Origin of the sequence: Nocardia sp. NPDC005978 (assembly GCF_040614455.1) — a bacterium.
Taxonomy (GTDB): domain Bacteria; phylum Actinomycetota; class Actinomycetes; order Mycobacteriales; family Mycobacteriaceae; genus Nocardia.
Genome location: NZ_JBEXUS010000015.1, coordinates 42,938 through 59,251, shown reverse-complemented (window position 1 = coordinate 59,251; position 16,314 = coordinate 42,938). Strand labels below are relative to the sequence as shown.

Here is a 16,314-nt window from a genome sequence, read left to right as displayed (position 1 = left end):
AACTCCCACACCGAGACGTCGAACGTCGCGGGGGTCTTCTGCAGCACCACGTCGTCGTCGAACAGACCGTATTCGGTCTGCATCCACACCAGGCGGTTGACGATCGCCTCGTGGCTGACCGCGACGCCCTTGGGGCGGCCGGTCGAGCCGGAGGTGAAGATGACGTAGGCGACGTTGCCCGCGAGCAGCGGCGCCACGCGCTCGGCGTCGGTGATCGGCGCGGGCGAGAAGGCGTCCAGTTCGAGGGTGTCGATGCGCAGGGTCCGCACGCCGGCTTCGACGCCGTCGCGGGTGGTGGTGAGCACGCACACCGGCTGGGCGATGTCCAGGACGTAGCGGTTGCGCTCCTCCGGATGGTCCGGATCCAGCGGCACGTACGCGCCGCCGGCGGCGATGACGGCGTACATGCCGATCACCAGGTCCAGCGAGCGTCGCATGCCCAGGGCCACCAGCGTGTCCGGGCCGACGCCGGCCGCGATGAGGTAGCGGGCCAGGCGGTTGACGCGCGCGGCGAACTCGCCGTAGGTCAGCGTCTCGCCCTCGAAGACCAGGGCGGTCGCGCCCGGGGTCTGGATCGCCTGGGTCGCGAACATCGAGGCCAGGGTGACGTCGGCGTCGGACTTGCGCCCGGCCAGCGCGACGCGGGTGACGTCGTATTCGGTGTTGTTCCAGGAGCGCAGCACGCGGCGGCGTTCCAGGTCGTCCAGGATGTCGATGTCGCCGACGAGCGCGGCCGGATCGGCGACCACCGCGTGCAGCACGCGCAGCATGTTGCCCGCGAAGCCCGCGATGGTGGCGGTGTCGAACATGTCGGTGGCGTAGGCGAATTCGGCCGTCATGCCCGCGCTGCGACCGTCCGCGCCGACGCGTTCGGTCAGCTCGAGGTGCAGATCGAACTTGGCGGTGACCACGTCCAGCGGCACCCCGGCCACTTCCAGGCCCGGCAGGGTGAAGGTGGCCGCGCCGGTGTTCTGGAACGAGAGCATGACCTGGAACAGCGGGTGGCGGGCCTGCGAGCGCGCCGGGTTGAGGATCTCGACCAGGCGCTCGAACGGCAGGTCGGCGTGGCCGAAGGCGGCCAGGTCGATGTCCTTGGTGGTGGCCAGCAGTTCGGTGAACTTGGCGCCGGCGTCCACCGGGGTGCGCAGCACCAGGGTGTTGACGAACATGCCGATGGCGTCGTCCAGCACCTGCTCGCCGCGGCCGGCCACGGCGGTGCCGATGGCGATGTCGTCGCCGCCCGAGAGCCGGGCCAGCACCGCGGCGAAGGCCGCGTGCACGACCATGAACAGGCTCGCGCCGTGCTCGCGCGCCAGGGTGTTCAGGCCGTCGAGCAGATCGGCGTCGATCGTGAACTCGTGCACGCCACCGCGATTGGAGGCCACGGCCGGGCGCTGCCGGTCGGCGGGCAGATCGATCTGATCGGGCAGCCCGGCCAGGGTGCGGGACCAGTAGCCCACCTGCTGGGCGATCAGCGAGTCCGCGTCGTCCTCCGAGCCCAGCGTCTCGCGCTGCCACAGCGCGAAGTCCGCGTACTGCACCGGCAGCGGAGCCCACTGCGGCACGGCGCCATTGGCGCGCGAGGCGTAGGCGAGCATGACGTCGCGCGCCAGCGGGCGCACCGACCAGCCGTCACCGGAGATGTGGTGCACCACGAAAACCAGGACGTACGTGGGCTGCTCGGCATCGGAGACGCGGAACAGCCCCGCGCGCACCGGCGCGGTCACGGTCACGTCGAAGCCGGTGAGCACCAGTTCGGCGACCCGGTCCCGCAGCTCGGCCTCGGTGACGTCCACGGGCGCGGAGTCCACGGCGACCTGGTCGGCGGGCAGCACCACCTGCACGCCACGGCCTTCGGCGTTCTCCGGGTAGTACGTGCGCAGCACCTCGTGCCGCTCGAGCACGTCGCCGACCGCGGCCCGCAGCGCCGCCACGTCGAGTTCGCCGGTGAGGCGGACCGCGAGCGGGATGTTGTTCACCGCGGAGGCGGTGTCGAAGCGGTTCAGGAACCACATGCGCTGCTGCGCCAGCGACAGCGGAATCTCGTCCGGGCGCTGCTGGGCCACGAGTTCCCGGCGCGCGCCGGTGCCCGCCTGCACCGCGACGCGGGCGGCCAGGGCCGCGACGGTCGGGGCGTCGAAGAGCGCGCGGACCGGCACCCGGGTGTCCAGGGCCGCGCCGAGGCGGGCCACGACCTGGGTGGCGATGAGCGAGTTGCCGCCGAGCTCGAAGAAGTCGTCGTCCGCGCCGACGGGCTGCTCCAGTCCGAGGACCTCGGCGAAGACCGCGGCGACCGCCGATTCGGCCGGGGTGGACGGCGCGCGGAATTCGCGCGCCTCGAAGACCGGTTCGGGCAGCGCCTTGCGATCCAGCTTGCCGCTGGTGTTGAGCGGGAAAGCGTCCAGCGCCACCACGGCGGCCGGAATCATGTAGACGGGCAGCGACTGCCCGGCCTGGGCGAGCAGCTCGCGCGGCTCGATCTCGTATCCCGGCGCGGGCACCGTGTAGGCCACCAGCTGATCGCCGGTCGGGGTGGGCACCACCAGCACCGCGGCCTGGCTGACCGAAGGCTGGGCCAGCAGCGCGGTCTCGATCTCGCCGAGCTCGATGCGCTGACCACGGAACTTCACCTGGAAATCGGTGCGGCCGATGTACTCCAGCCGCTGTGACTCCCCGGCCGGCTCGCGCCACACCACCAGATCACCGGTGCGGTACATACGCTGCCCCGGCTCGAAGGGGTTGGCCACGAAGCGATCCGAGGACAGATCCGGGCGGGCGACGTAGCCGCGCGCCAGCTGATCGCCCGCCAGGTACAGCTCACCCGCGACGCCCACCGGGGTAGGCCGCAAACGCGAATCCAGTACGTAGACACGGCTGTTCCACTGCGGGATACCGATCGGCGCGGTCCGGGTATCGGCCGCGGTCACCTGCCAGTAGGTGATCGACACCGCGGCCTCGGTCGGACCGTAGAGGTTGTGCACCGCGATGTCGCCGAGTTCACGGACGGCAGCCGCGGTCTCCGGCGGCAACGCCTCACCGATCACGAACACGTCGCGCAGCGTCGGCAGCGAACCCGCGGGAGTGTGCGCGGCGAACACCGTGAGCATGGACGGCACGAAGTCGGTGACCGTCACGCCCTGCGCGGCGATGACGTCGGCGATGTACGCGGGGTCGCGATGCCCGTCGTGCGTGGCGACCACCAGGGTCGACCCGACGCGCAGCGGCATGAAGTAGCCCCACAGCGACACGTCGAACGTGGTCGCGGTCTTCTGGAAGTACACGTCCGCAGCACCCATCGGGTACTCGGCCAGCATCCACTCGATCTGATTGTCGATGGCCGCGTGCGTGACCGCGACACCCTTGGGGCGACCGGTCGAGCCCGAGGTGAAGATGACGTACGCGGTGTTGGACGACCGCACCGGTCCCAGTCGTTCGGCGCTCGCGATGGGCGTGCCCGGGTAGCCGGACAGGTCCTCGACGTCGATCTCCAGCACGGCACGATCACCGGCGTCGAAATCGTCACGGCTGGTGGACAGTACGGCGACCGGCTGGGCGGTGTCGAGCACGTGCCCGATGCGTTCGGCCGGATGGTCGGGGTCCAGCGGCACGTACGCGCCACCGGCCTCGAGCACCGCGTACATCGCCACCACGAGATCCAGCGAACGCCGGATGCCCAGGGCCACCAGCGATTCCGGTCCGACCCCGGCCGCGATCAGGCGGCGGGCCAGCCTGTTCACCCGCTCGGCGAACTCGCCGTAGGACAGACTCGTCCCCTCGAACACGACGGCCGTCGCGTCCGGGGTCGCCGCGGCCTGCGCCACGAAGCCCGAGGTCAGGGTGTAGGCGTCGCCGCCGTCCCGGCTCGCACCCGCGTGCAGCGCGTGCCCGGTGTCGTTCCAGTCCACCAGGATCCGGCCGCGCTCGGCCTGCTCCAGCAGCTCGATGTCGCCGATGGCGAGCTCGGGCCGATCCGCGATGGACCGCAGCAGCAGTCCGAAGCGCTCGCCGAACAGCTCCATGGTGGCGGCGTCGAACAGGTCGGTGGCGTAGATGAGTTCGGCGGTCAGGCCGGTCGGGGCGGCGGCGCCGTTACCCGAGACATCTTGTGCGGCAGCCTGTTCGGTGAGCACCAGTTGCAGGTCGAACTTGGCGGTGTCCAGCGGCAGATCGACGCCGCTGACGGTGAGGCCGGGCAGTTCCAGCACGGCCGCGGCGTGGTTCTGGAATGCCAGCATGACCTGGAACAGCGGGTGGCGGTTCTGCGCGCGAGCCGGGTTGAGGATCTCGACCAGGCGCTCGAACGGCAGGTCAGCGTGCCCGAAGGCCCCGATGTCGGTGGCGCGCACCGACTCCAGCAGCGCGGTGAAGTCCGCGCCGGTGTCGACCGGCGTGCGCAGCACCAGGGTGTTGACGAACATGCCGATCAGGTCGTCCAGGGCGCGTTCACCGCGGCCGGCGACCGGGGTGCCGATGGCGATGTCGGCCTCGCCGGACAGGCGCGAGAGCAGCGCGGCCAGCGCGGCGTGCGCGACCATGAACAGCGTCGCGCCCCGCGAGCGGGCCAATTCGGCCAGCTTGCCGTGGGTTTCGGCGTCGATGGTGAACACGTGCGTCGCGCCGCGACCGCTGGCGGCCGCCGGGCGCGGGCGATCGGACGGCAGATCCAGCTGCTCGGGCAGCCCGCGCAGGGTCTCGCCCCAGTACGAGATCTGCTGGGCGATAACCGATTCCGCGTCGGCCTCGTCGCCGAGCACTTCGCGCTGCCACAGGGCGTAGTCCGCGTACTGGACCGCGAGCGGCTTCCAGCCCGGCTCGCCGCCCTCGACGCGCGCGCCGTAGGCGGTCATGACATCGCGGGTCAGCGGGCCCATCGACACGCCGTCGGCGGAGATGTGGTGCACCACCAGCGCGAGGATGTGCTCGGTCGGGCTGACCTCGAACAGGCGGGCGCGGAACGGCACCTCGGCGGTGACGTCGAAACCGCGCAGCAGGAATTCCGAGAGGGCGCGCGGCATGTCGGCGTCGGCCACCTCGACCGGGGTCAGGTCCGGGATGACCTGTCCGGTGGGAACGATCTCCTGGTACGCGACGCCGTCGATCTCGGGGTAACGGGTGCGCAGGGACTCGTGGCGCGCCAGCACGTCGGCGACCGCGATCTGCAGCGCCTGACGATCCACCAGACCCGACAGCCGCACCGCGGCCGGGATGTTCTCCACGGCCGACTCGGTGTCGAAGCGGTTCAGGAACCACATGCGCTGCTGCGCCAGCGAGAGCGGCAGTCGCTCGGGACGCTCGCGTGCCACCAGGGCCTGCCTGCGGCCCGAACCCGAGTGCACCTCGGCGCGCGCGGCCAGCGCCGCGACCGAGGACGCCTCGAAGATCTCGCGCACGCCCAGTTCGGTGTCCAGCGCCGCCGACAGGCGGGCCGCGACCTGGGTGGCGATCAGCGAGTTGCCGCCGAGCGCGAAGAAATCGTCGTCCAGGCCGACGCGCTCGAGGCCGAGGATCTCCTCGAAGATGCCCGCCACGATCTGTTCGACCGGCGTGACCGGGGCGCGGAAGACCGCGGCCTCGAACACCGGCGCGGGCAGCGCCTTGCGGTCCAGCTTGCCCGAGGCGTTGAGCGGGAACTCCTCCAGCACCAGCAGGATGGACGGCACCATGTACGCGGGCAGGCGATCGGCCAGCTCCGCGCGCACGGCTTCCACGTCCACGGCGCGGCCGGCGGCCGCGATGACGTAGGCGACCAGCTGGTCGCCGGTGTGCACGTCGCCGCGCACCACGACCACCGACTGAGCGATCGAATCCAGTGCGGTGAGCGCGGATTCGATCTCGCCGAGCTCGATGCGCAGACCGCGCAGCTTCACCTGGAAGTCGGTGCGGCCCAGGTACTCGATCTCGCCGCCGCCGGTCCACATGACCAGGTCGCCGGTGCGGTACATGCGGTCGCCGGACCCGAAGGGGTTGGCCACGAAGCGATCCGCGGTGATGTCCGGGCGCGCCACGTAGGCCGTCGCGAGCTGATCACCCGCGAGGTAGAGCTCACCCGCGACACCCACCGGAACCGGCCGCAGCCGCGAATCCAGCACGTACACCTGGGTGTTGAACACCGGGCGGCCGATCGGCACGGTGTCGATGTCGGCCACGTCGACCCGGTGGTAGGTGACGTCGACCGCGGCCTCGGTGGGGCCGTACAGGTTGTGCAGCTCGGCGCCGGTGATCTCGCGCAGGCGCTGGGCGGGCTTGGGGGACAGGGCCTCACCGGAGGCGAACACCAGGCGCAGGCTCTCGCAGCGCACGGCGGCGGGCTCGGCCACGAAGACCGCGAGCATGGACGGCACGAAGTGGGTGACCGTCACCCCGGCCCGGGCGATGAGGTCGGCCAGGTACGCCGGGTCGCGATGGCCGTCCGGCTTGGCGATGACCAGCGTCGCGCCGATCTGCAAGGGCCAGAAGAACTCCCACACCGACACGTCGAAGGTCGCCGGGGTCTTCTGCAGCACGACGTCGTCGGCGGCGAGCCCGTATTCGGACTGCATCCACACCAGGCGGTTCACGATGGCCGCGTGCGGCACGGCAACGCCCTTGGGGCGGCCGGTCGAACCCGAGGTGAAGATGACGTAGGCGGTGTTCGAAGCCCGCAGCGGCGCGAGGCGATCCGCGTCGGTGAGCGGCGCGGCCGAGTACCCGGCCAGATCCAGCAGATCGATGCGGACCTGCGCGGTGTCCACCGGCAGATCCTCGCCCGCGGTCAGCACGGTCACCGGGTCGGCGGTGGCCAGGATGTATTCGGTGCGCTCGGCCGGGTGGTCGGGGTCGAGCGGCACGTAGGCCGCACCGGCGGCCGACACCGCGTACATGCCCACGACCAGGTCGATGGAGCGGCGCATGCCCAGCGCGACAAAGGATTCCGCGCCGACGCCGCGCTCGATGAGCCAGCGTGCCAGGCGGTGCACCCGCCCGGCCAGCTCGCCGTAGGACAGACTCGTCCCCTCGAAGACGAGCGCGGTCGCGTCCGGGGTCCGCTCGGCCTGCGCCTCGAACAGCGCGACCAGGGTGGCCGCGGTATCACCGGAGGCGGCGCGCACGCCGCCCTCGGCGTCGTCCTCGGCCGTCCCGCCGCCGGTGAGCACGGCCAGCACGGTGTCCACGTCGTAGGCGGTGTCGTTCCATTCGGACACCACCTGCTCGCGCTCGAAGATGTCGAGCAGCTCGATGTCGCCCACCGCGGCGGCCGGATTCGCGGTGATGGCGGTGAGCACCCGGATCAGGCGATCCGCGATCCGGCGCACGGTGGCCTCGTCGAACAGATCCCGCAGGTAGCCCGCGCGCACGCGCAGGCGGGTGTCCAGCTGGGCGATGAGCGTCAGCGGGTAGTGGGTGGCGTCGGCGGCCTCGAGGTTGGTGACCCCCATGCCGTCGATGTCGGCGGCCTGCGCCCGGATCCCCTCGGCGTCGACCGGATAGGACTCGAACACCACCAGGGTGTCGAACAGCCCGCCGATGCGCGCCGCCGACTGGATGTCGGCCAGGCCGACGTAGTGGTGGTCCAGCAGGTCGGCCTGCTCGCCCTGGGTGCGGGTGAGCAGCGCGCGCGCCGACTCGGACGGATCGAAGGCGACCCGCACCGGCACGGTGTTGATGAACAGGCCCACCATGGATTCCACGCCCGTGAGCTGGGCGGGACGCCCGGAGACGGTGGTGCCGAACAGGACGTCCTCGCGGCCGGTGAGCCGGCCGAGCAGCAGACCCCAGGCGACCTGGAGCACGGTGTTCGGGGTGACGCCGATGTCCGCGGCCAGCGCGGTCAGGCGTGCGGTGGCGGTCTCGTCCAGCTCGAAGAAGTACTCGCCGGACAGCGCGGTGATCTCCCGCCCGGCGTCGGGCCGGGTGAGCAGGGTCGGCTCGGAGACCCCGCGCAGGGAGTGCTTCCAGGCGTCGAGGGAAGCCGTACGGTCCTGCTGCGCAACCCATTCCAGGAAGTAGCGGTAGGAGCGCACGGGCGGCAGCACCGCGGCGTCGGCATGCGTGGCGTACAGCACCAGCAGGTCCTGCATGAGCAGCGGCATGGACCAGCCGTCGAGCAGGATGTGGTGGTTCGCCACCGCCAGCTGCCACTCGTCGGCGGCGGTCTGCACCAGGGTGAAGCGGATCAGCGGCGGTTCGGTGAGGTCGAAACGCTGCACGCGATCGGCTTCGAGAATGTCACCGGCGTACCCGGTCTCGGTGCGATCGTGCTGTGCCCAGGCCGCGTGCACCTTGTCCAGCACGACCTGCACCGGCACACCGGCGGCGTCGGAAACGTAGGCGGTGCGCAGGATCTCGTGCCGGTCCAGCAGCGCCTGCGCGGCCGCGCGCAGGCGGTCCGCGTCCACGCGCCCGGTCAGGGTCAGCACCACCTGCGCGGTGTAGACGTCCACCGAGGTGGCCGCCAGCTGGGCGTGGAAGAGCAGACCCGACTGCAGCGCCGACAGCGGCCACACCTGGTCGATGACGCCGAAACGCTGTTCCCAGCCGTCGATGTCGCGCTGGGCGATGCGCACCAGCCCGAAGTCGGACGGCGTATGCCCACCGGCCTGCGCCGATTCCGCATGCCGCGCAACGGCTTCCAGCGCGGCGACCCACAGCGCGCCGAACTCGGCGACGTCGGCCGCGTCCAGCAGCGTGCTCGGGTAGCCGATATTGGCGGTCAGGTGATCGCCGACCACGATGGCGTTGATGTCGAGCGGGGCCATGGCCGGCATGTCGGCGTCGTACGCGCCGCCCAGATCGGCCAGCTCGGCGGCCGGGATCCAGCCGAAGCCGCGCAGCGCCTCGGGCACCTCGGCGGTGTTGACCCGGCCCAGGTAGTTGAAGCTGATCTGGCCGGGCAGCCGCGCCGGCAGCTGATCGGCGGTGGCCTGGTTCAGGTAGCGCAGCAGGCCGTAGCCGATGCCCTTGTCCGGCACCGCGAGCAGCTGCTCCTTGATCGCCTTGATGGCGTGGCCCATGGCCGGGCCGCCGGCCAGCGCGGCGTCCACGTCGATCCGCGACAGCTCGAAGCGGACCGGGAAGATGGCGGTGAACCAGCCGACGGTGCGGGACAGGTCCGCGCCGGGCACGACCTCTTCCTCACGGCCGTGGCCTTCCAGCCGGATGAGCGCGGAGTCGTCCCCCGCGGCGACGCCCCGGCCGGAGCGCCACTTCGCGACGGCCAGCGCCAGCGCGGTCAGCAGACCGTCGTTGACGCCGCCGTGGAACAGCGCGGGCACGGTGGTCAGCAGCGACCTGGTGACCTCGGCGGACAGCTCGACCCGGTGCTTGTCCAGCACCGCGGTGACGTCGACCGCAGGGTCCAGCGGCCGCGCGGTGAGCAGCGGATCCGGACCGTCGACGACGCCGCGCCAGAACTCGAGTTCGGCCACCCGCGATTCGGTGGCGGCCTCGCGTTCGAGCGCGTGCGCCCAGGTGCGCATGCTGGTCTCGGGCGCGACCAGCTCGGGCGACTGCCCGGCGGCCAGCTGTCCCCAGGCGGTGACGAAATCGGGCACCAGGACGCGCCAGGTGACGCCGTCCACGACCAGGTGGTGCGCGGCCACGATCAGGCGGCCCGCGCGCGAGCCGTCGCTCGGGACCAGCCACACGAACCGGATCACCACACCCGCGGTGGGGTCGAGCCGGTCGAGGGTGGCATCGAGTGCGGCGGAGGCGATCTCGACCAGTTCGGCGTCGCTCGCGGCGGCGTCGAACTCGGTGCGGTCGATGAGCGCGTCCACATCGACGGCCCCGGCCGCGGCCGTCTCCACGATCCAGTCCGCGCCCGGCACCCGGCGCAGGCGCGCCCGCAGCATGTCGTGGCGGTCGATGACCGCGCCGACGGTGGCGGCGATGCCCGCGCGGTCGATGCCGACCGGCAGCTCCAGGGCCATGGTCTGGTTGAAGCGCCCGAACGCGCCGGGGCGCTCGACCATGAACCGCACCACCGGGGTGAGCGGCATGACGCCGACGCCCCCGCCGGGCAGTTCCAGCAGCTTCGGCGCCGAATCACCCTGGGCGTCCGCGGTTTCGGCGACGGCGGCCAGCCCGGCGACGGTGCGCTGTTCGAACACGTCGCGCGGGCTGAAGACCACCCCGCGCGCCTTCGCCCGCGACACCAGCTGGATCGAGACGATGGAATCGCCGCCCAGCGCGAAGAAGGAGTCGTCGATGCCGACCCGCTCCAGTCCCAGCACCTCGGCGAACACCTCGGAGATGGTGTGCTCCAGCGCGTTCCGCGACGCCCGGAAGACGACCTCGGTGGCGAAGACCGGTTCGGGCAGCGCCCTGCGATCCAGCTTGCCGACCGGGGTCAGCGGCACCCGGTCGATGACCATGACCGCGGACGGCACCATGTAGGCGGGCAGGCGCTGCTCCACGAACGCGGTCACCGCGGCGATGTCGATCGACTGTCCCGGCGCGGCAACGACATACGACACCAGCGAGGTCGCGCCGGCGGCGTTCTTGTGGCCGACGGTGACCGCGAAGTCCACGCTGTCGTGCGCGGCCAGCGCCGCGTCGATCTCGCCGAGTTCGATGCGGAAACCACGCACCTTGACCTGGAAGTCCGAGCGGCCCACGTACTCGACCTCGCCGGTGCGGGTCCAGCGGACCACGTCACCGGTGCGGTACATGCGCGCGCCCGGCACGGCCGGGTTGGCGACGAAGCGATCCGCGGTCAGGGCCGGGCGGGCGTGGTAGCCGCGCGCCAGCTGGATGCCGGAGATGTAGAGCTCGCCCGCGACGCCGACCGGAACCGGGCGCAGCCGGTTGTCCAGGATCAGCGACTGCATGCCGCGGGTGGGACCGCCGATGGTGACCGGATCACCCGCCACCAGCGCGTCGCTGATGTTGGTCATGATCGTGGTCTCGGTCGGGCCGTACCCGTTGTGGAAGGCGCGAATCGTGCCGTCCGCCAGCGGGACCGCCCACTTGGCGACCAGATCCGCCGGGACGGCCTCGCCGCCGGCGACCAGCACCCGCAGCGAGTCCAGGCCGGTGGGATCGAAGGTCGCCAGTGCGGCCGGGGTGATGAACGCGTGCGTGACGCCTTCGGAGCGGATCAGCTCCGAGAGCTCGTCACCGCCGTACACGCCCGGCGGGACGACGACGAGCGTGCCGCCCGCGCCGATCGCCAGCAGGAACTCGAGAATCGACGCGTCGAACGACGGCGATGCGAAATGCAGTGCGCGCGAGGAGGAATCGAGCGCGTAGCGCTCGGCCTGCTCGACGCTGAAGTTGGCAAGACCGGCGTGCGTGACCACCACGCCCTTGGGCAGGCCGGTGGAGCCGGAGGTGTAGATGACGTACGCCGGATGCTCCGGGCGCAGCGGGCGCACCCGGTCCGCGTCGGAAATCGCTTCGGCGGCGACGCCGTCGAGGTCCAGATCCTCCAGGACCAGCCATTCCACCGAATCGGGCAGATCCGCGCGCACGGACGCGACGGTCAGGCCGACCGGGGAGCCCGAGTCGGTGACCATGTGCGCGATGCGGTCGGCCGGGTAGTTCGGGTCGACCGGCACGAACGCCGCGCCGGTCTTGGTGACGGCCCATTCGGCGAAGTACGAATCGTCCGAGCGCGGCACCGCGATGGCGACCAGGTTCTCGGTGCCGATGCCGCGGTCGATGAGCAAGCGCGCCAGGCGATTCGAGCGAGAGTCAAGCTCGGCGTAGGACAGACCTGTCCCCTGGAAGCGGACGGCGGTTCCGCGCGGATCGCGCGCGACGGCCGCGGCCAGCAGGTCGGGCAGGGTCGCTGCCGGGATCGCGGGCAGCCCGTGCCGCGCGACCAGATCGGCGCGCTCGTCCCGATCGAGGATGTCGATCGCGCCGACCGGGATCTCCGGGTTCGCGGCGACGGCCTCGAGCACCCGCAGCCAGCGCTGCGCGAAACCGGCGGCGGTGTCCGCGTCGAACAGGTCGGCGGCGTAGGTCAGCGCCAGCGCCATGCCCGAATCCTGTTCGGACAGCGTGAATTGCAGATCGAACCGGGAGATGTTCTCGTCCAGGTCGAGCGCGGCGACGCTCAGGCCCGGCAGCTCGAGGGCGGCGCGATCCAGGTTCTGGAAGGCCAGCATGACCTGGAACAGCGGATTGCGCGCCTGCGACCGCTCGGGGGCCAGCAGTTCGACCAGCCGCTCGAACGGCACGTCGGCGTTGCCGAAGGCGTCCAGGTCGGCGTGCCGGGCGCGATCGAGCAGGTCGGAGAACGACTCCGCCGGATCGATCCCGGTGCGCAGCACCAGGGTGTTGACGAACATGCCGACCAGGTCGTCCAGCGCGGCCTCGCCGCGGCCGGCGACCGGGGTGCCGACCGAGATGTCGTCACCGCCCGACAGCCGGGCCAGCAGCACCGCCAGCGCGGAGTGCATGACCATGAACAGCGAGGAGCCGCGCCCGCGGGCGAGTTCCTCCAGCGCGCCGATCAGCTCGGGGCTCAGCGCCCGCTGCACGGTCGCGCCGCGGTGGGTGGCCACCGCGGGCCGTGGGCGATCGGTCGGGAGCGCCAGCTCCTCCGGCGCACCGGCCAGCACCCGCTGCCAGTATCCGACCTGGCGGGCCATGATCGAGCCCGAATCCTCCTCCGAGCCGAGCACTTCGCGCTGCCAGACGGCGAAGTCGGCGTACTGCACCGCGAGCGGAGCCCAGCCGGGCACCGCACCCTGGGTGCGCGCGGAGTAGGCCACCATCACGTCGCGGGACAGCGGGGCCATGGAGAAGCCGTCACCGGCGATGTGGTGCACCACGACCACCAGGACGTGCTCGCGGCCACCGGCCTCGGGCTCGCCCTCGGCGGCGGGCGCGCCCACCCGGAACAGCCGGGCACGCAGCGGAACCTGGTCCGCCACATCGAATCCGACGGTGGCGAAGGCGGTCACCGTGTCGATCAGCGCCGCCGGGGCGACCGTGACCGGGCGCAGATCCAGGGCGATCTGCTCGGCGGGCACGACCACCTGCATCGGCGTGCCGCCGTGCTCGGGGTAGCGGGTGCGCAGCGACTCGTGCCTGCGAACCACGTCGGCGACGGCCAGTTCCAGTGCGGCGGTGTCGAGTTCGCCGGTGAGGCGAATCGCCAGCGGCAGGTTGTAGGCCGCCGAGGAGGTGTCGTACTGGTTCAGGAACCACATGCGCTGCTGCGCGAACGACAGCGGCGCGGGCGCGCCGGGCACGCGCGGGCGCGCCACGAGCTTGGCGCGCGACGCGCCGTCGGCGTGCGATTCGATACGCGCGGCGAGGGATTCGACCGTGGTCGCCTCGAAGAGCGTGCGCACCGCGACCGTGGTGTCCAGAGCCGCGCCGATGCGCGAGACCACCCGGGTGGCGATGAGCGAGTTGCCGCCCAGGTCGAAGAAGTCGTCGTCCAGGCCGACCCGCGGCAGGTCCAGGACCTCCGCGAAGACGGCGGCGACCGTCTCCTGCGTCGGGGTCTCCGGCGCGCGGAACGCGCGCGCCTGCACCGCCGGGGCGGGCAGGGCACGGCGATCGAGCTTGCCGTTGACGGTCAGCGGAATGGCGTCGAGGGTGACCACCGCGGCGGGCACCATGTAGGAGGGCAGTCGATCCCCCGCACCGTCGCGCACCGCGAGCAGCCAGGTCTCGGAGACGGTTTCGCCGGTCTCGGGCACCACGTACGCCACGATGCGCTGATCGCCCGGCTGATCCTCGCGCACGATGACCGCGGCCTGGGCCACGCCCGTCTGCGCCAGGACGGCGGCCTCGATCTCGCCGAGCTCGATGCGGAAACCGCGCACCTTGACCTGATCGTCCGCGCGCCCGAGGTATTCGAGCTCGCCGAAGCGGTTCCAGCGCGCGACGTCGCCCGAGCGGTAGAGGCGGCTGCCGTCGGTACCGAAGGGAGCGGCTACGAACCGGGCCGCGGTCAGGTCCGGGCGGCCCAGGTAGCCGCGCGCCAATTGCGCACCGGCGACGTACATCTCGCCCGCGACGCCCACCGGCACCGGATGCAGGCGCTCGTCGAGCACGTACACCCGCAGGCCGGCGATGGCGCGGCCGACCACACTGCCGGTGGCGGCGGCGATGGTGTCGGCGTCGAGCACACGGTGCGAGACGTGCACCGTGGTCTCGGTGATGCCGTACATGTTCACCAGGTACGGGGTCGAGTCACCGTGCCGGGCAACCCAATCCGAGAGCCGGCGCAGTTCGAGGGCCTCGCCGCCGAAGATCACGTAGCGCAGCGCCAGCGCGTCCGGGCCGGTTCCGCCGCCCGCGATGCGATCGGCCTCGGCCAGCTGGTAGAACGCCGACGGCGTCTGGTTGAGCACGGTGACCCGTTCGCGGCGCAGCAGTTCCAGGAACTGCTCCGGCGAGCGCGAGACGTAGTAGTCGACCACCACGAGGGTGCCGCCGTACAGCAGCGGTCCCCACAGCTCCCAGACCGAGAAGTCGAAGGCGTAGGAGTGGAACAGCGTCCACACGTCGTCCGGTCCGAAACCGAACTCCCGATCGGTATTGGCCATGAGCCGCACCACGTTCCGGTGCGCCACCGCGACGCCCTTGGGGCGGCCGGTGGAACCGGAGGTGTAGATCACGTACGCGACGTGATCGGGGTGCAGCGGGGCGATCCGATCGGCGTCGGTGATCGGCCCGTCCTCGGCGTCCTCGATGTCGCCGGCTTCCACGCCGTAGCCGTCCAGCAGCACGGTGGGCAGTCCGGCCGGCACCCGCACCTGCACGGTGGAATCGAGCACCACGCTGGTGGGCCGGGCGTCCTCGAGCACGAAGGCGATGCGATCGGCCGGGTAGCTCGGATCGACCGGCACGTAGCCCGCGCCGGTCTTGATGACCGCGAGCAGCGCGACGACCAGGTCCAGCGAGCGCGGCAGCAGCACCGCGACCAGCGACTCCGGGCCCGCACCGTCCTCGATCAGCCTGCGCGCGACCACGTTCGCGCGCCGGTCCAGATCGGAGTAGGTCAGCTCGTCCGCGCCGAAGCGCACGGCGATCCGCTGCGGATGCGCGGACACGGCCCGATCGAAGAGTCCGGACAGGGTCGCCTCGGACGCCGCGAACGGACCGGTCAGCGCACCGACCGGATCGGCGAAAAGACCGGTGTCCGAGCCGAACACGCTCTCGGCGATGCTGCGGGTGACCGCGCCGGTGGTGGCCGCGGCCGTCAGGCGCGCGGCGTCGGCCAGCGCGACGATGTCCGCGCCCGCCGAGACCCAGCGCTCGGAGACGTCCAGGCGCTCGCTCTCGCCGAGCAGATCGATGTCGCCGAGCAGGACGGCCGGATCCTCGGTGACCGCGTGCAGGATTCGGACGAGGCGCTCGGCGAACGAGGCCACGGTCTCGGGATCGAACAGATCGGTGGCGTAGTTCCAGGACAGGCCGAGCGAACCGTCGGCCCGCTCCCCCACGGTCAGCTGTACGTCGAACTTCGCGGTGCCGGCGTCGAATTCGACCGGCTCGACCGCGAGTTCGGGCAGTTCGAGGGCGATCGAGTCCTTGGCGGCGCCGAATTCGCGGCCCGCGGCGGACGCCGCCTCGAAGGTCAGCGCGACCTGGAACAGCGGATGGTGGGCCTGCGAGCGCACCGGGCTCAGCACGTCGACCAGCCGCTCGAACGGCACGTCCGCGTGCGCGAAGGCGGCCAGGTCGGTGCGCCGCACCTCGGCGAGCAATTCCCGGAAGGTGTTGTCCGGCAACACCGGGGTGCGCAGCACCAGGGTGTTGACGAACATGCCGACGAGGTCGTCCAGCGCGCGCTCACCGCGCCCCGCGATGGGCGTGCCGACCGCGACGTCGATCGAACGGGACAGGCGCGCGGACCACGTCGCCAGCGCGGCGTGCAGCACCATGAACAGCGTGACGTCGTGTTCGCGCGCGAGCGCGGTCAGCGCCCGGTGCAGTTCGGCGTCGACCGCGAACTCGTAGGTGCCGCCGGCGTTGCTGGCGACCTCGGGACGCGGGCGGTCCGCGGGCAGTTCGATCTGCTCGGGCAGATCGCGCAGCTGCTCGGACCAGTAGGACACCTGCTGGGCCGCGATGGATTCCGGGTCGCTCTCGACGCCGAGCACCGTGCGCTGCCACAGCGCGTAATCGGCGTACTGCACCGGCAGCGGCGCCCAGTCCGGCGCCTGCCCGCCGCCACGGGCGAGGTACGCCCCCACCACGTCGCGCAGCAGCGGCCGCAGCGAGAAGCCGTCCGCGCTGATGTGGTGCAGCACCAGCACCAGCACGTGCTCGCCGGGATTCAGGCTCAGCACCGTCGCGCGGAAGGGCAGCTCGCGGGTGACGTCGAAGTACACGGTGGCGAGTTCGGTGATGCGCGAGACCAAT

Annotated in this window: 1 protein-coding gene (running past both ends of the window); it reads right to left on the bottom strand. The window is 71.7% G+C overall.

The whole window is internal to a non-ribosomal peptide synthase/polyketide synthase gene (locus ABZ319_RS09685) on the bottom strand: the coding sequence, 44,262 nt in all, runs 14,578 nt past the left edge and 13,370 nt past the right edge, and what appears here is coding positions 13,371-29,684, spanning codon 4,457 (partial) through codon 9,895 (partial); reading right to left, the first codon wholly in view occupies positions 16,311 to 16,313. Both the start codon and the stop codon lie outside the window.